Origin of the sequence: Nonomuraea sp. KM88, from assembly GCF_052245635.1 — a bacterium.
In the GTDB taxonomy this organism is placed as follows: Bacteria; Actinomycetota; Actinomycetes; order Streptosporangiales; family Streptosporangiaceae; genus Nonomuraea.
The window spans coordinates 348,009-364,221 of record NZ_JBQQCC010000007.1 but is presented as its reverse complement, the minus strand read 5'-3'; the positions used below and the strand labels follow the sequence as shown (position 1 = coordinate 364,221).

General features: G+C 73.6%; 12 protein-coding genes. 8 read left to right on the top strand and 4 right to left on the bottom strand.

What is annotated here, in order from left to right; all coding sequences use genetic code 11:
• Positions 1-33: 33 nt before the first annotated feature.
• Positions 34-1,332 carry an FAD-binding oxidoreductase gene (locus tag ACTWPV_RS23270; protein ID WP_443153374.1) on the top strand — a complete coding sequence of 433 codons (1,299 nt, stop codon included), beginning with the start codon at positions 34-36 and terminating at the stop codon, positions 1,330-1,332.
• A gap of 82 nt (positions 1,333-1,414) precedes the next feature.
• Here the strand turns inward: ACTWPV_RS23270 and ACTWPV_RS23265 are convergent, their stop codons facing one another.
• On the bottom strand, positions 1,415-4,732 hold the full coding sequence (locus ACTWPV_RS23265; protein ID WP_443153373.1) for a BTAD domain-containing putative transcriptional regulator: 3,318 nt from the start codon (positions 4,730-4,732) through the stop codon (positions 1,415-1,417).
• An 87-nt stretch (positions 4,733-4,819) separates the two neighbouring features.
• Here ACTWPV_RS23265 and ACTWPV_RS23260 point away from each other — a divergent pair, with 87 nt between their 5' ends.
• Both ACTWPV_RS23260 and ACTWPV_RS23255 read left to right on the top strand, forming a co-directional pair.
• On the top strand, positions 4,820-5,917 hold the full coding sequence (locus ACTWPV_RS23260; protein ID WP_347644473.1) for a HesA/MoeB/ThiF family protein: 1,098 nt from the start codon (positions 4,820-4,822) through the stop codon (positions 5,915-5,917).
• A gap of 147 nt (positions 5,918-6,064) precedes the next feature.
• A complete protein-coding gene (locus tag ACTWPV_RS23255) occupies positions 6,065-7,261 on the top strand; it encodes a hypothetical protein (protein WP_443153372.1) in 1,197 nt (398 codons plus the stop codon).
• A gap of 81 nt (positions 7,262-7,342) precedes the next feature.
• Here the strand turns inward: ACTWPV_RS23255 and ACTWPV_RS23250 are convergent, their stop codons facing one another.
• A complete protein-coding gene (locus tag ACTWPV_RS23250) occupies positions 7,343-7,603 on the bottom strand; it encodes a WGxxGxxG family protein (protein ID WP_132636554.1) in 261 nt (86 codons plus the stop codon).
• 606 nt (positions 7,604-8,209) lie between these two features.
• Between ACTWPV_RS23250 and fusA the strand changes: the two genes are divergently transcribed.
• Positions 8,210-10,225 (top strand): elongation factor G, encoded by a 2,016-nt coding sequence (gene fusA, locus ACTWPV_RS23245; protein ID WP_443153371.1) that lies wholly within the window; start codon positions 8,210-8,212, stop codon positions 10,223-10,225.
• 317 nt (positions 10,226-10,542) lie between these two features.
• Here fusA and ACTWPV_RS23240 read toward each other — a convergent pair whose 3' ends face one another.
• Positions 10,543-11,343, bottom strand: a complete 801-nt coding sequence (locus tag ACTWPV_RS23240) for an IclR family transcriptional regulator domain-containing protein (protein WP_443153370.1) — start codon at positions 11,341-11,343, stop codon at positions 10,543-10,545.
• Between the two features lie 84 nt (positions 11,344-11,427).
• Positions 11,428-12,861: an amidohydrolase family protein gene (locus tag ACTWPV_RS23235; protein ID WP_443153369.1), complete on the bottom strand. Its 1,434-nt coding sequence runs from the start codon at positions 12,859-12,861 to the stop codon at positions 11,428-11,430.
• A gap of 158 nt (positions 12,862-13,019) precedes the next feature.
• Here ACTWPV_RS23235 and ACTWPV_RS23230 point away from each other — a divergent pair, with 158 nt between their 5' ends.
• Genes ACTWPV_RS23230 through ACTWPV_RS23215 form a run of 4 tightly spaced genes read left to right on the top strand, consistent with a single transcriptional unit; the run spans position 13,020 to position 16,201 of the window.
• On the top strand, positions 13,020-14,183 hold the full coding sequence (locus ACTWPV_RS23230) for a CaiB/BaiF CoA transferase family protein (RefSeq protein WP_443153368.1): 1,164 nt from the start codon (positions 13,020-13,022) through the stop codon (positions 14,181-14,183).
• Positions 14,180-14,986: a citryl-CoA lyase gene (locus ACTWPV_RS23225; protein ID WP_347644480.1), complete on the top strand. Its 807-nt coding sequence runs from the start codon at positions 14,180-14,182 to the stop codon at positions 14,984-14,986. The genes ACTWPV_RS23230 and ACTWPV_RS23225 overlap by 4 nt, the downstream gene beginning before the upstream one ends.
• The gene (locus ACTWPV_RS23220) at positions 14,979-15,845 is read left to right on the top strand and encodes an extradiol ring-cleavage dioxygenase (RefSeq protein WP_443153367.1); all 867 of its coding nucleotides are present in this window, start codon (positions 14,979-14,981) and stop codon (positions 15,843-15,845) included. Before ACTWPV_RS23225 ends, ACTWPV_RS23220 begins: the two co-directional genes overlap by 8 nt.
• Positions 15,842-16,201 carry a hypothetical protein gene (locus ACTWPV_RS23215; RefSeq protein ID WP_132331584.1) on the top strand — a complete coding sequence of 120 codons (360 nt, stop codon included), beginning with the start codon at positions 15,842-15,844 and terminating at the stop codon, positions 16,199-16,201. Before ACTWPV_RS23220 ends, ACTWPV_RS23215 begins: the two co-directional genes overlap by 4 nt.
• Positions 16,202-16,213: the final 12 nt, after the last annotated feature.

The window sequence follows — 16,213 nt, the reverse complement described above, 5'->3', positions numbered from 1 at the left end:
TGATCGTGGATCGCGGGAGAGAAGGGCCGGAAGATGAGCCAGCCGCACACCATCCAGGACGAGATCACGCTTCCCGGCTTCTCCGGGGCGGCGCACCTGCCGGGCGAGGCCGGTTACGACGCGGCGCGCCGCTCGCTGAACCCCGCGGTGGACCCCAGGCCGGCGCTCGTGGCCGAGGCGCGGAGCGCCGCCGACGTGCGGGCGGCGCTGCTGGCGGCGCGCGGGCACGGGCTGCCGTTCGCGGTGCAGGCGACGGGTCACGGCACGCACGTCCCGTGCGACGGCGGCATCCTGGTCAGGACGTCGCCGATGCGCTCGGTGCTGGTCGACCCGGCCCGCCGGATCGCGCGGGTCGGTCCCGGCGCCCGCTGGGGCGAGATGGTCGCCGCCGCCGCGCCGTTCGGGCTCGCGCCGCTGTCCGGGTCGTCGCCCTCCGTCGGCGTCACCGGCTACACGCTCGGCGGCGGGCTCGGCTGGCTGGCGCGCAGGTACGGGTTCGCGGCCGACAGCGTGGTGCGGGCCGAGGTCCTTCTGGCGGACGGCAGGCACGTGACGGCGAGCGCGGGCAGCCACCCCGAGCTGTTCTGGGCGCTGCGCGGGGGCGGCGGCGGGTTCGGCGTCGTCACCTCGCTGGAGTTCCGGCTCCACCCGGTCGAGCGGGTGTACGCCGGTTTCACCTACTTCCCGATCGAGGCGGCGGGCGAGACGCTCGGCGCGTACCGCGACTGGATGGACGGCGCTCCCGACGAGCTCAGCACGGCACTCGTGTTCAGGCACATGCCGGACGGCGAGGAGGTGCCCGCCCCGGTGCGCGGGCGGCACGTCGTGATGCTGAAGGTCGTGCACGCCGGGACGGCGGAGGAGGCACGGCGGCTGCTGGCGCCGCTGTACCGGGCGGCGGGCCCGGCGCTGCTGGACGACACCCGGACGACCACGTACGCGGCCACCGCGATGGGCGGCACCCCGAACCGGCACATGGACATGTTCGACACCGTCCCCGACCAGGTGATCGACACGCTGGTGCGGGCGGCGGAGCAGGCGCCGACGGTGGAGATCCGGCACTGGGGCGGGGCGATGAGCCGGCCCGGGCCGGACGCCGGGCCGGTGAGCCACCGCACGACGAGGCTCTCGGCCATCGTGGACACGCGGGTCCCCGGGCTGGCCGAGGCGCTGCGACCGTACGCGAACGGCGGGACGTTCCTGAACTTCCTGGCCGACCCGTCGCGGACGGCGGCCGCGTACACGACGGCGGACCGCCGGCGGCTGGGCGAGGTCAAGCGCGCGTACGACCCCGACGGCTTCTTCCGCGTCGGCCACGTCGTCCCCGCCTGACCACGCCGCGCTCCCCGCCACCGGCTGAGCCGCGGCCTGGACCCGCTCACGTGGGCGCGTACGGGGAAACGCCCGCCGACGGTCACCGTCGGTCGAGCAGCGCCGCTGTCTTCAGGCGCTCGGGTGCTCCGATGGCCGTGAACAGCTCGTGAGCGCGGCGCCAGTGGCGGCGGGCCTGCTCGGGGGCGTGCGCTTCCCGGGCGTGGCCGAGCGTGAGCAGGGCACGGGCGTGCTCCAGCCGCTGGCCCGACCGGTGGGCGAGCCTCAGCGCCTGCTCGCACGCGCGTACCGACTGTGCCGCGTCGCCGTCCGCCAGGTGCACGGCGGCGAGCAGCCCGTACAGCCGGGGCAGGTTCAGCGGGTTGGCGTCCTGCGCCAGCTTCAGCGCGCGTTCGGCCTCGTCGCGCGCGTCGGCGTGCCGGCCGCCGCGGTGGTGGGCCTCCGCCAGGCCCAGCAGCACCTGGTCCAGGTCCGTGCCCGTCCGCTCGGCCAGCCGCAGCGCGGCCTCGAGGCGGGCGAGCGCGGAGTCCATCCTGCCGAGCTCCAGCTCGGCCTCGGCCATGCCGCTCAGCGAGGCGATCTGGCAGCGCCTGTTCTCGACCTCCCTGGCGACGGCCAGCCCTTGGGCGAACGCGTCCACGGCCTGCTCGTGGCGGCCGGCGTCGCGGTGCACCCAGCCGTAGGTCTCGTACGTGACCGCCACGGCGTACCGCAGTCCGGCGGAGCGGGCCACGGACAGGGCCTCGTCCAGACATGCGAGCGCCTCGCCGAACCGGGCCTGTTTCTGGCGGACGAGGGCGAGGTTGACGAGGGTGAGCGCCTGGAGCAGCCGGTCGCCCGTCCCCTCGGCCAGGGGAAGGTTGGCCACCAGGCATTCCTCGGCGCGGTCGAGCCGGGCGAGCATCAGGTAGGCGGAGGCGAGGTTGTTCTGCGCGCGCAGTTCGCCGCGTTCGTTGCCGAGCGCACGGTGGATGGCCATGGCCCGCCGGTAGCGCGGAAGGGCTCGCTGCGGCTTTCCCAGCTGTTTGCTCGCCACGCCGCCGCCCTGCAGCGCCGTGGCCTCGCCGTGCGCCCAGCCGGCCCTGCGTGCCAGCGCCAGCGCGCGCTCGTACTCCCGCATCGCGCCTTCGAGGTCGGCCATGAGCCACCGGACGAGCCCGAGGGAGTTGCGCATCGCGGCCTGCCCGATGGGGTCCTCCTCCCACTCGGCGGCGTCCAGCGCGATGCCCGCCAGGCGCAGCCACTCCGCGTGCGTGCGCCGGTGTTGCAGCAGGCCCGTCATGGCCTCGACCAGGAACCAGGCGTAGGGACGCGGACCGTGCTCGGCCGCGTGCGACACGGCGGCGGCGAGGTTGTCCCATTCGTCGTCGAACCAGCCGACGGCCTCCGCCGGGCCGCCGAACTCCGTCGGCGTGACACCGGCCCCGGCCGGGCCGCCGGGCAGCCGCGGGGCCTCGAAACCCGCCGCCGAGGTGGCGCGAACGACGGTGCGCAGGTAGTAGTCGAGGAGCCGGTGGGCCGCGGCGTGCCGCTCCCGCGGCGGATCTTCGGCGAGGCTGAGCCGGACCGCGTACTCGACCACCAGGTCGTGGGCGGCGAAGCGGCGCGGGCCTGTCTCCTTGAGCAGGTGGACGCGCACCGCCGCGCCCAGGAGGTCCTCCGCGTGCTCCCGGCCCGTGCCGGCCAGGGCGGCGGCCGCGTCGGCGGAGATGGCGGCGCCCCGGGCCACGCCGAGGAGCCGGAACATGCGCCGCGCGGGAGCCGGCAGCGCCTGGTGCGACAGGTCGAGGGCCGCCTGCACGGCGACGCTCTCGTCGCCGTCGACGCGCAGGCGCGCCAGCCGTCCCCGGTCCGCCAGCTCGCGAACGTAGTGGCCGATCATCCGGTGCTCCTGGTCGCCGATCCAGGACATGGCGATGGAGAGCGCGAGCGGCAGCCGGCCGCAGAGCGCCACCAGCTCCGCCGCGGCCTCCCGCTCGCGGCGCAGGCGGTCCTCGCCGATGCCGTGCGCGATCAGCCGCAGGGCCTCCCGCTGGTCCAGCACGTCGAGCGTGAGGCGTTCGACGCCGTCCAGCGCGACAAGGCCGCCGAGGCGGTTCCTGCTGGTGATGACGGCACGGCAGCCGGGGTCGCCGGGCAGCAGCGCACGGACGTGCTCGGGTGCGGCGACGTCGTCAAGGACCACCAGGACGCGCCGGCCCGCCAGGAGCGAGCGGTACAGGGCGATCTGGGCGTCGAGCTCGACGGGGATGTCCTTGGCGTCCTGGCCGAGCCCCTGCACCAGCAGGCGCAGCGCCTCCGGGAGCGTCATCGGCTCGCGCTGGTCGAAGCCGCGCATGTCGACGAACAGCTGCCCGTCGGGAAACGCGGCGGCCGCCCGGTGCGCCCAGTGGACGGCGAGCGCGGTCTTCCCGACGCCGGCCGGTCCCACGACCAGCGTCACCGGGCCGGTGTCCATGCGCCGCAGCTCCTCCGCCCGGCCGACGAAGCCTCCGAGCAGGGGCGGCAGCTGGCGCGGCACGGGCGCCGCGGGCGCCTTTCCTGGCGGCTCTCCAGGCGGCCCCGCGGACGGCCTCCCGGGCGACCCCGCGGGTGGTCCGGCGGGTGGTCCGGCGGGCGGCTCTGTGCCGGGCTCGCCAGCCAGCAGGCGCTGGTGGAGGCGCTGCAGCTCGCCGCCGGGCTCCACGCCGAGCTCGCGGACGAGCCGGGCGCGGAAGTCGCGGTAGACCTCCAGCGCGTCGGGTAAGCGCCCGCCGCCGGCGAGCGCCCGCATGAGCAGGCCGTGCGGCCGCTCCCGCAGCGGCACCTCGGCCAGCAGCCGCGTCAGGCCGGCGATGGCCGCCTGTCCCCTGCCCGTCTCCACGAGGGCCGCGGCGCGGCCCTCGGCCGCCTCGTGCTTGAGCTCCTCCAGCCGGTGCCGCTCGGCGTGGGCGACGGGGCCGGCCAGATCCTGGTACGGGTCGCCGCGCCACAGTGCCAGCGCCTCGTCGTGCCGGGCGGCCGCCTCCGCATGCCGGCCGTCCTCTGCCGCCCGGTGCCCCTGCGCCACCAGGGAGGCCAGCTCGGCGGTGTCCGTCGCGGCGGCGCGGACCAGGTATCCGGGGTTCCTGGTGACGATCACGTCCTGGCCCTGGTCGCCGATCGCCCTGCGCAGCTCGGCGATCAGGGCGCGCACCCTGGCCGGGGCGGAGGGCGGGATCTCGTCGCCCCAGAGGCGGTCGGCCAGCCGTTCGACGGACACCACATGACCGGCGTCGAGCAGCAGCGCCGCGAGCAGCGCGCGCTGCCTGCCGGTCAGATGGACGGCCCGGCCGCCGACCGCGGCCTCCAGCGGGCCGAGGAGGAGGAAGCGGACCTCCGGCACGGGGCCGGCGCCGGCCGTGGCTCTCCCGAAGATCAATTGTCCTCCAGGCACGATCCATGCGGGATCCATGCGGCCGGATGCCACAGTCCTGCCACATCATCTCAGAGATTGGCTGATGCACCGATGAGGCCACAACTCAAGGACATCGCGTGGGAGCGGGTCGGGGATGAGCTGCGGCTGGTGTACGACCCCCGCGACCAGCTGGTCCTGTCCGATCCCGACGGCACGGTGGAGAAGCTCCTCGGGCTGCTCGGCGAGGGCGGCAGGACCGTCGCCGAGCTCGCGGACGAGCTGTCACTGGACGTGGCGGACGTGGAGGGGGCCGTCGCGGCGTTCGACGACGTGAGCCTGCTGGAGGACGGCGACCGGCTCGGCCGCCTGGAACCCGCGGCCGCGGAGCGCTACTTCAGCAACCTGGCCTTCTTCGAGTCGTTCAGCACGCTCGGCCGCAGCCGCGAGGACCTGCAGCGGCGCCTGCGCGAGTCGCACGTCCTGGTGCTCGGCACCGGCGGGCTCAACTCCAACACGATCCCGCACCTGGCCGGGCTCGGCGTGGGCAGGCTGACGCTGCTCGACCGTGACACGGTGGATCCGCGCAACTTCGCCCGCCAGTACCTCTACCGATGGGACGACATCGGCGCCCGCAAGGTGGAGCGGGCCGCGGAGTGGGTCAGGGCCTTCGACCCGGGTGTCGAGGTCGAGGCGATCGACGCCGACGTCGAGGGTCCCGAGCAGCTTCACGAGCTCGTCGCCCGTACCCGGCCCGACGTGGTGGCCTCGGGCATCGACCGGCCGAACCGGATCGACCTCTGGGTGAACGAGGCGTGCGTGCGCAACGGCGTGCCGTTCGTCCGCGGCGGCATCTCGGTCACCACGGGGACCGTCTGGTCGGTCCAGCCCGGCGTGAGCGCGTGCCGCGCGTGCGTGCCCGCGGACCCGTCGAACCCGGCCGACTTCGACGACCCCGAGGACCCGGCGATCGCGGGCGCCATCGCCGCCACCCGCCTCTTCGTCAGCAAACCCCAGCCCAACCGCGGGATCGGCCCGGTCGCCGGCCTGCTGGGGGCATTCGGCGCCTTCGAGGTGCTGCGTTACCTGACCGGTTTCGAGCCACCGGCGTACGCCGGCCGGCCGCTCAGCATCGACTTCGCGCACGGGTGTGCGACGAGTCAGGACGAGTGGCCTCGCAACCCAGCCTGCCCGGCATGCGGAGGGAGGTGATCCTTGTGAAGATCGAGATCAAGCGGGTCGAGAACACCCGTCTGACGCAGCTCATCCACCCGGACTCCTGATACCGGGGCGCAGGGCCGCATCCCGGCCACACCGGGGTGCGGCCCTGCCCATGCCGTACCTGATCCTGGAGAGAGAATGACCACGTCCGTGGATGCGGGGCTGCGCGAGCGAGCCGCGCGGCTGACGGTCTCCTTCGACGGAGAGGCCTGGATTCTCGGCCGCCCCGAGCTGGGCGTCTTCGTCGCGGTGCCCGAACCTGGCGCCGTGTTCGTGACCACGCTGCAGGAGACGGGCTCGCTGGCCGAGGCCACCGCGCGGGCCGGCGAGGTCGCGGGCGAGCCGGTGGACGGTACGGACTTCGTCGAAGGGCTCACCGCCGCCGGGCTGCTCGACCCGCCCGCTGAGACGGCGCCGGTCCGCGGGCACATCAGGTGGTTCGAAGGGGTCAGCCCTCAGGCCGCGGCCCGGCTGTTCGGCCGCGCCGCCTGGTCGTTCTACGTGGCGGCCGCGCTGTTCGCGGCCGGCGTGCTGGTGTTCCGGCCCGGTCTCCGGCCCTCGTGGGAGGACGCCGTGTTCCTGCCCAGCCCGGGGCTGTCGGCGTTCACGTGGCTGCTGATGGGTGTGGCGTTCGGCGCCGTGCACGAGGCCTGGCACTGGCTCGCTGGGCGCGCGGTCGGCGTGCCGGCGATCTTCCGCGTCAGCTACCGCGGTGTGTACGTCGTCTTCGAGACCGACCTCACCCAGATCGTCACGGTTCCGCGCAACCGCCGCTACGGCGTCTATCTGGCGGGGATGGCCGTCGACACCGTGGTCCTGGCCGTGACGCTCGCGCTGCGGCTCCTCGGCCCGCCCGCCGGCGTGGACGGCTTCCTCGCCGCCGTGGCGCTCTTCCTGGTCTTCGGCATCGTCTGGCAGTGGGCCGCCCTGCCGCTGCGCAGCGACTCGTACGCGCTGCTCGCGAACGCGTTGCGCTGCCACAACCTCTACCGGACGACGTGGCTCACCGCGAAGAGCCGGCTGTTTCGGCTCACCGAGGCCGAGAGCGCGGAGCTGGCTGGGGCCGGGGAGCGGGACCGGCAGATCGCCCGCTGGTTCGTGGTGCCGTACGTCGCCGGGATCGCCGTCATGGCCTGGATGCTCGTCACGGTGGTGCTACCGCTCATGATCTCGCTGGGCGGCTGGGGACTGGCCCAGTTCGCCGGCGGCGCGGTCGGCTCGGCGGGCTTCTGGGAGGCGCTGGCCGTGGCGGTCTACATCGCCGCGCAGCTCGGCCTGCCGCCGCTGCTCGCCCTCCGCGAGCGGCGCCTGCGCCGTGCGGGCGCCCTGCTCTGAAGGAGCCGCGTCGGCACGGCCGCGGTGCGGCGGCCGTGCCGCTGCGATCTCATCCCGGCTGCGTCGCCGGGCGGGGACGGCCTATGGGCGCATCCCGCGGTCGGAGACGTGTTCCGAGGTGCCGACGTGGCGCTGCTTACGCATGCCGGCCAGGCCCAGCAGGCCCAGCAGGCCGAGCAGGCCCCACAGGCCGGCGTTACCGCCTCCGTCCGTCTGTTGCTGTGGCGCGGGTGTGACCTGGCTCTGCGCGACGGGCTCGACCGGTGTGTCGGCCGTCGCTGCGGCGGCCGGGACTAGCGTCAAGAAGAACGCCAGGCCCAGCCCGGTGAGCGTCTTACGCATTGGGTTTCCCCCGATCCGGCGGTCTCACAACCGCGGAGACCGCCTATCACGCCTTCCCCCGGAAGGCTACCGATAGCGGGGCGATCTCCATTTGCCCTGCTAGGTGGCCTCTACCATCGTCACGCCCGCCTCAAACGCCTTCTCCCGTCAGGTGCGGCCGCGGCGGCCCGCTCGCGTGCGGAACCCGGCCATCCGGGCCGGCGCCCGCGCCGGCCCGGATGGCCGGAGCGATCGTCAGGGTCGCCGCGTCCGTCCGCGCGGCGGAAGTTCTGGCGGACGTGCCGGAAAAATCGGTTCCCTCCGTCATCCCCGTGTGACTACACTCCCCACCGAACGCCGTACCGCATCGATGAGGGAGAGGAGCCGGCCGTGCGCCACAGCACCGCTGCCATCGTCCCCCCGTCGCGGCACGAGGTGATCCTGGTGTCTTCGTCGCCCCGATGCCGGCTGCGCGGCCGCCATCGGACGCCCTGACGAAGCGACCTTCCCGACCCTCCGCGGGCCTGATCCCGCGCCGGGGTCCTCGCACGGCCTCGAGTTCCGGCCGTCCTTCGTCCGGGGAATCGCGCTGTCCTGTTCGACGACACCCGGAAAGGGTCATCGGCTGTGCGCGCCCATCTCTCCACCTCCCTGACGACCGTCCGCAATCTCGGCATCCTGGCCCACGTCGACGCCGGCAAGACCACCGTCACCGAACGGATGCTCTTCCTCGCCGGCGCGACGTACAAGCGGGGTGAGGTGCACGACGGCACGACCGTCACCGACTTCGACTCACAGGAGCGCGACCGCGGCATCACGATCTTCGCCGCCGCGGTGAGCTGCGCCTGGGACGGGCACCGGATCAACCTCATCGACACCCCCGGCCACGTCGACTTCTCCGACGAGGTCGAGCGCTCGCTGCGGGTGCTCGACGGCGCGATCGCGGTGTTCGACGGCGTCGCGGGCGTGGAACCGCAGAGCGAGTCCGTGTGGCGGCTGGCCGACCGGTACGGCGTGCCGCGGATCGCGTTCGTCAACAAGCTCGACCGGGCCGGCGCCGACCTGGACGCCGCGGTCGAGTCGATCCGCCGCCGGCTGCATCCCGTGCCGCTGGTCGTGCAGCTGCCGATCGGGCGCGAGGACGGCTTCGCAGGCGTGGTCGACCTGGTGCGGATGCGGTCGCTGGTGTGGACCGGCGGCGCCTGCGAGGAGGGCGAGGTGCCGCGGGAACTGCGCGAGGAGGCGCTGCGGCGGCGCCGCGTGCTGGAGGAGGCGGTGGCCGAGCTGAACGCGGACGCGCTGGAGGAGTTCTGCGCCGGCCCGTCGATCTCCGCGGGCACGCTGGCCGCGGCGCTGCGCGACCTTACCCGCACCGGTGCGGGCGTGGTGGTGCTGTGCGGCTCGGCGTACCGGGACCGCGGGGTCGAGCCGCTGCTCGACGCGGTGGTGGCGTACCTGCCCTCGCCGCCGGAGGTGCCGGCGGTGCGCGGCGAGGACGGCGCGGAACGCCCGGCGGACCCGGCCGCGCCGCTGGCCGCGCTGGCCTTCAAGGTGAACTCGACCGCCACCGGGCGGCTGACCTACGTACGGGTGTACTCGGGCACGATGCGGAAGGGGGACACGGTGCTGGACGCCGGCGCGGGCCGTACCGAGCGGATCAGCCGCATCCTGCGCGTGCAGGCCGACCGCCACACCGAGGTGGACCGGGCGGTGGCCGGGGACATCGTCGCCGTCGTCGGGCCGAAGGTGGCCCGGCCCGGGACGACGCTGTGCGCGCCGGGCTCGCCCCTCGTGCTGGAGCCTCCGGGGGCGGCCGACCCCGTGGTGTCGGTGGCGGTCGAGGCGCGCAGGAGCACCGACGCCGACCGGCTGGCCGCGGCGCTGACGCGCCTGGCCGAGGAGGACCCGTCGCTGGCGGTCCGCACCGACGCCGAGACCGGGCAGACGCTGCTGTCGGGGATGGGCGAGCTGCATCTGGAGGTGGCGGTGGAGAAGATCCGCCGCGACCACGGGCTGGCCGTCGGCGTCGGCCGGCCTCAGGTGGCGTTCAGGGAGACCCTCGTCCGCGGCGTGTCGGGCCTGCTGTACCGGCACGTCAAGCAGGACGGCGGCGCCGGCCAGTACGCCCACGTCATGATCGACGTGGAGCCGCTGGCCGACGGCGACTTCGCCTTCTCCTCGACCGTCACCGGCGGGCGGGTGCCGCGCGAGTACGTGCGCGCGGTCGAGGCCGGCTGCCGCGACGCCCTGGCCGGCGGGCCGCTGGCCGGGCACCCGGTGACGGGCGTGCGGGTGACGCTGACCGACGGCGCCACCCACACGAAGGACTCCTCGGAGCTCGCCTTCCGCACAGCCGGCCGGCTGGCGCTGCGCGAGGCGTTGCGGGCGGGCACGATGGCGCTGCTGGAGCCGGTGGCCGAGGTGACGGTCACGGTGCCGGACGACGCGGCCGGCGGGGTGCTGGGCGACCTCGCGGCCCGGCGCGGCCGGATCTCCGGCTCCGCGACGCGGTCGGGCACGGTCGTGATCACCGCGATCGTGCCGCTGGCCGAGGTGTTCGGCTACGCGACCCGGCTGCGCAGCCGTACCCAGGGCCGCGGCACCTTCACCACCCGCCCGGCCGGCTACGCCCCGGCACCGTAGAGACCGGCGCCGTAGAGACCGGCGCCACGCAAAAACCGGCGCGCGTACGGCCCCGTCGCGGGGGCGGGGCCGTACGCGGCGGTCGAACGCGGCCTGGCCGGGAACGGAGAGGGTGACCAGCGAGGCCGGCTCGGGATCGGCCGGCCCGGCGATGACCGGAGCGGCCGGCTCCGCGGCTGCGAACGTCGTGAGCACCATTATCAGAACGACTGCGGACGCCCGTAAACCGCGCATCGGCCCCTCCAGGATCGCCGTATGGGGCTCATTGAAGGACGACTTGCCCCGCCCGGCAAGACCCAGGCCGCGCGCGACCCGGCTCAGGAGGCCGTGACGTGCGGCACCTCCTGGTAGAGGGCCCAGTCGGCGCTGATCGCGCCGGCCGTCTTCAGCAGCAGCGGCAGGTGCTCCTCGGTCAGCTGGTGGAGGGAGGTCTCGGCGGCGTGGGCGTTGACGTTGACGGCCGCGACGACGTTGCCGAGCCCGTCCCTGAGCGGCGCGGCGACCGACCGGATCCCGAGGGCGAGCTGCTCGTCCGTCATCGCCCACCCCTTGGCGCGCACCTCGCGCAGCACCGCCTCGCGCTCGCCGGCGTCCGGCCGCCAGCGCGGCTCGATGCCGGAGCGGCTCGGCTCGGCCAGGACCCGCTCCACCTCGGCGGGGGAGAGCGCGGCCAGCAGCACCTTGCCCAGGGACGTCTGCAGCGCCGGGAAGCGGGTGCCGATCTGCACCGACAGGGCGACGATCTTCGGCACGGCGACCCTGGCGACGTAGACGATGTCGGAGCCGTCGAGCTGGGCGATCGAGGAGGACTCGTGCGTCTGCCTGACCAGCCGCTCCAGGTGCGGCCTGGCCACCTCCCAGAGCCCCGTGGAGCGGATGTAGGTGACGCCCAGCTCGAGCACGCGCGGCGTGAGGGCGAATCCGCCCGCCTCCTGCCGGGCGTAGCCGAGCTCCTGGAGGGTGAGCAGGATGCGGCGGGCCGTCGGCCTGGCCAGGCCGGCGGCGGTCGCCACCTCTGTCAGGGACATGACCGGGCGCCCGGGCTGGAAGGCCCTGATGACATCGAGGCCGCGGGCCAGCGCCTCGATGAAGTCAGGTCCCGTGTCACCGCGTGCCATCGATGCCCTCTCGTTCGGATCCGCCTGCTCCGACTTTAGACGGTCGGCACGGGCGGCACGGTCGGCCGTCCGCACAGCGGCCGGTCACAGGCGGTGCGTGGAGTCGCTGCGGTAGTCGGTGTACGTGTACGGGTTGTCGAGGATCTTCGTCGCGGGGATGTCCGGGTTCATGCCCTTCTCCCACGCCTCGTCGCCCATCTCGGAGCGGAGGTGCTCGACCGTCCGCTCGACCTGGCGGCGGGCCGCGGCCAGGTCGACACCGACGAGGCGGTGCTCGTGCTTGACCACGCGGCCGTCGACCAGGACGGTGTGCACGTCGCCGCGCTGCGCCTGGAACGCCACGTGGCCGAACGGGTTGAGCAGCGGGAACGACACGGGCGACGCGTCGTTCTTGATGAGCACCAGGTCGGCCTTCTTGCCGGGCTCGACGGCGCCGAGGTCGTCGCGGCCGAGCGCGCGGGCGCCGCCCCGGGTGGCCCAGGTGACGACCTCGTCGGCGCGCAGGCCGCAGTGCGTGACGGTCTCGCCCCTGGCGTGCGCCTCCAGGTGCTCGCGGGAGCGGTCCGCGCCGAGGGTGGTGCGCATGGCGGAGAACAGGTCGCCGCTCCACCAGACGCTCGTGTCCATGGACAGCGACACCGGGATGCCGTGGGCGCGGACGGCCCACGTGGGCGGGTAGCCCTGCCCGGCGCTCTGCTCGCTCTCGGTGGAGACCGAGATGGAGCCGCCGGTGGCCGCGATGCGGTGGTAGGAGTCGGCCGACAGCGAGGCGGCGTGCACGTACACGGTCTCGGGGGTCATGAAGCCGTGCTCGTACATGAGCTTGATGCCGTCGTCGCTGGTGGCGCCCCACACGCCGGCGTGCGTGGTGACGGGCAGGCCGAGCTCGCGGGCGACCTCGAAGGCGGGCTTCTCCGGGAACGACGGGTCGCCGAGCACGTCGAAGGCGAGCTGGAAGCCGAGCAGGTCGTCGCCGGTGACGCGCCGGGCGACGAAATCGCGGAACTCGGGCGTGGCCGTCCATTCGGCGGGCGGCGCCTGGATGTTGCCGTACGCGAGCACGTACCGGCCCGGCACGGACCGCAGCGCGTCGGCGGCGGCGTCGGCGTGGTCGACGGTCTGCAGGCCGTGCGACCAGTCGACGACGGTGGTGACGCCGGCGTCCAGGGCCTCGATCGCGGCCAGCGTGTTGCCCGCGTGCACGTCCTCGGGCCTGAAGAGCTTGCCGTGTTCCAGGTAGAACCAGACGAAGTACTGGGTGAGCGTCCAGTCGGCGCCGTAGCCGCGCATCGCGGTCTGCCACATGTGGCGGTGGGTGTCGATCATGCCGGGCATGACGATGCCGTCGGAGGCGTCGATCTCGATGGCGTCCTGCGGGGCCTGCAGGTCCTGGCCGACGGCGGCGATCCTGTCCCCGGTGACGAGGACGTCCGTGCGGGGCAGCACCCGGCGCCCGTCCATGGGCAGCACCGTGCCGCCGCGCAGCACCACGGGGCGCCCGGAGTCGAAGTCGTTCATGGCACGCTCCTCGTTGGCGAACAGCTGTCCGCTATACGGTCACCGCTACTGTGATGAGCGCGCGTCCGGCTGTCAAGACGCTTGACGTCCTGGCCTTCAGATGCTGGGATCGACTGGGCGGACATATGTCCGTTCAACGGACGCGAGGATGGGACTCGATGACTGACACCGAGCCGCGGGGGCCGCTGTCCGGCGTGCTGGTCGCCGACTTCTCCAGGGTCCTGGCCGGACCCTACGCCACGATGTTGCTGGCGGACATGGGAGCCGACGTCGTCAAGGTGGAAGGGCCGGGCGGCGACGACACCCGGACGTGGACGCCGCCCGCCAGGGGCGAGGCGTCCACCTACTATCTCGGGGTCAACCGCGGCAAACGCTCGATCGCCCTCGACCTGCGCGACGAAGCCGACGCCGACGCCGCCAGGGAGCTGGCCCGCCGGGCCGACGTGCTGGTGGAGAACTTCCGGCCCGGCGGGCTGGACAAGTACGGCCTCGGCTACGACGCCGTGCTGGCCGCCAACCCCGGCATCGTGTACGCGTCCATCAGCGGCTTCGGCTCCGGGGCCGGGGCGCGGGTGCCCGGCTACGACCTGATGGTGCAGGCCATGTCGGGGCTGATGAGCCTCACCGGCGACCCCGGCGGGCCGCCCTACCGGGCCGGGATCAGCGTGTTCGACGTGATGGCCGGCAACCACGCCGTCATCGGCATCCTGGCCGCGCTGCGCCACCGCGAGGCCACGGGGCGGGGCCAGCACGTCGAGGTCAACCTGATGTCGTCGGCGCTGACCGGGCTGGTCAACCAGAGCTCGGCGTACGTCGCCGGGGGCGTGGTCCCCTACCGGATGGGCAACGCGCATCCGAGCGTGTTCCCGTACGAACCGCTGCCCACGGCCGACCAGGACCTCATCGTCGCCGCCGCCAACGACGCCCAGTTCCGCAAGCTGTGCGAGGTGCTCGGCATCCCGGAGGTGGCCGACGACCCACGCTTCGCCCGCAACGCGAGCCGCACGGCCAACCGCGAGGAGCTGCGGCCGATCCTGGTCGAGCGGCTCGCCCGGCGCCCCGCCGACGAGTGGTTCGACCTGCTCCTGGAGGCCGGGGTGCCGAGCGGGCCCATCAACACGATCGACGGCGGGTTCGCCGCGGCGGAGCGGTTCGGGCTCGACCCGGTCGTGGAGGTGGGCGAGGGCGAGCGGGCGGTGCCGACGACGCGGCACCCGATCCGGTTCTCCGAGACACCCGCCGGCTACGCGCTGCCGCCGCCCGAGCTGGACGAGCACGGCGCCGAGCTGCGCACGTGGCTGTCCGAGGGGCGGCCGTCGTGACGCCCGGGGACTACCCCACCGCGCTCGGGGCGTCGTCGCCCACGTCGATCACCCTGCTCGGCCACGACCTGGCCGCCGACGTGATGGGCGAGGTGGGCTTCGGCGAGCTGGCCTTCTGGCTGGCCACGCAGCGCCGCCCGTCCCGGGGGGAGGTGCGCGTGTTCGAGGCGGTGCTGGCCGCGCTGGCCGACCACGGGTTCACGCCGACGGCGATCGTGACGCGGTTGACGTACCTGTCGGCGCCCGACTCCGTGCAGGGCGCGCTGGCCGCCGGGCTGCTCGGCGGCGGCTCCCGGTTCCTCGGCGTCACCGAGGACTGCGGGCGTTTCCTCGCCGGCGTGCTGAAGGAGCGTGACCCCCTCCCCTCCGACGACGCCGGCTGGGACGCGCTCGCGCTGGACACCGTGACGACCTGGCGCGAATCCGGCCGGCGCGTGCCCGGGCTCGGCCACCACGTGCACAAGGACGGCGACCCGCGCACGCCGCGCCTGTTCGAGATCGCGGCCGAGGAAGGGCTGTTCGGGCCGCACCTGTCGCTGTTCGCCGCGGTCGGCCGGGTGCACCCCCGCGTGCTGGGCAGGACCCTGCCGCTCAACGGCGCGGGCGTCTGCGGCGCGGCGCTGGCCGACCTGGGGCTGCCGATGGAACTGCTGCGCGGATTCGCCCTCCTCGCCAGGACCGCCGGGCTGATCGGCCAGCTCGCCGAAGAGCTGCGCCACCCCGTGGCCAACGAGATCTTCCTGTCCGTGGACCTGAACAACCGGTCCGTGCCCCCCGACCCCTACGGAGAGACGCATGGCTGAACTCGTCGCGGTCATCGCATCCACCCACCACCCCTTCTACCACCGCGCCAGCACCTCCACGGGCGAGGACCGCCCGCCGTTCGCCGACGAGTGGGTGCGCAAGGTGGAGGCGTTCCGGCAGACCCTGACCAGAGCCAGGCCCGACGTGCTGGTCATGGTCGGCTCCGACCACTTCCACCAGCTGTGGCTGGACAACATGCCGCAGTTCCTCGTCGGCAAGGCGCCCTTCTACGACGCGAACTTCTACAACGAGGAACGCGAGTTCGGGCTGCCCAGGATGGTGTTCACCGGGCAGGAGGACCTGTCGGCGTACATCCTGCGCGAGGGCCTGGACGCGGGCTTCGACCTGGCCTTCTCCAACGAGTTGCGGATCGACCACTCGATCACGTGCCCGATCATCACCCTGCGCCCGCAGAACGACCTGCCGATCGTGCCCGTCTACACCAACATCTTCGCCCCTCCCCTGCCGCGGCCGAAACGGTTCGTGCAGCTCGGCCAGACCATCAGGGAACTCGTCGAGTCGTGGCCCTCCGACCAGCGGGTCGCGGTCATCGGCACCGGGCACCTGTCGCTCGAGCTCGGCGGGCCGCGCCAGTTCGGGCCGCACGGCCCCGACCCCGAGTTCGACCGCAGGGCCGTCGAGTGGATCTCCACCGGCGACCTCGAGGGCTGCCTGTCGGAGGTCACCCTGGACAGCCTGTGGGAGCCCGGCAACGCCACCCACGGCTTCATGGACTTCATGCTGATGATGGGAGTGGCCGGCGAGGGGAAGAAAGCCGACTATGTGGATACGTACGACCTGTTCCACACCATGGAGGCGTACTTCACGTGGTATCCGAACGGAGGCGACGGGTCATGAGCAAATACCTGCTGAACAAGTTCCTCTTCACCGTCGACCGCGACCCCGAGCTGGTCGAGCGCTACCGCGAGGAGCCGCGGGCCACCGTCGAGATGTGGGAGGCCGAGTACGCCAACCGCATCCTCGGCTGCCACACCGGCGAGTCGTCGACGTGGCTCCGCTTCGACGACGTCGAACGCGAGGCCCTGGCCGCTCACGACTACCCGAAGTTGTTCGAGCTGGGGGCGCATCCGTTCCTCACGCTGACGTTGTTCATCGCGATGTTCGAGCGCGACCACCCGCCGCTGGGCTTCCAGAAGGAGTACGCGCGGCGGCTGTCCCACATGAGCCTGCCGTACCCGGACATCGCCACATGACGGACCTGGACG

Coding starts and splice junctions, on each gene's coding strand:
- ACTWPV_RS23270 (WP_443153374.1), top strand. CDS start 34: ATGAGCCAGCCGCACACCATCCAGGACGAGATCACGCTTCCCGGCTTC.
- ACTWPV_RS23260 (WP_347644473.1), top strand. CDS start 4,820: ATGAGGCCACAACTCAAGGACATCGCGTGGGAGCGGGTCGGGGATGAG.
- ACTWPV_RS23255 (WP_443153372.1), top strand. CDS start 6,065: ATGACCACGTCCGTGGATGCGGGGCTGCGCGAGCGAGCCGCGCGGCTG.
- ACTWPV_RS23250 (WP_132636554.1), bottom strand. CDS start 7,603: ATGCGTAAGACGCTCACCGGGCTGGGCCTGGCGTTCTTCTTGACGCTA.
- ACTWPV_RS23240 (WP_443153370.1), bottom strand. CDS start 11,343: ATGGCACGCGGTGACACGGGACCTGACTTCATCGAGGCGCTGGCCCGC.
- ACTWPV_RS23235 (WP_443153369.1), bottom strand. CDS start 12,861: ATGAACGACTTCGACTCCGGGCGCCCCGTGGTGCTGCGCGGCGGCACG.
- ACTWPV_RS23230 (WP_443153368.1), top strand. CDS start 13,020: ATGACTGACACCGAGCCGCGGGGGCCGCTGTCCGGCGTGCTGGTCGCC.
- ACTWPV_RS23220 (WP_443153367.1), top strand. CDS start 14,979: ATGGCTGAACTCGTCGCGGTCATCGCATCCACCCACCACCCCTTCTAC.
- ACTWPV_RS23215 (WP_132331584.1), top strand. CDS start 15,842: ATGAGCAAATACCTGCTGAACAAGTTCCTCTTCACCGTCGACCGCGAC.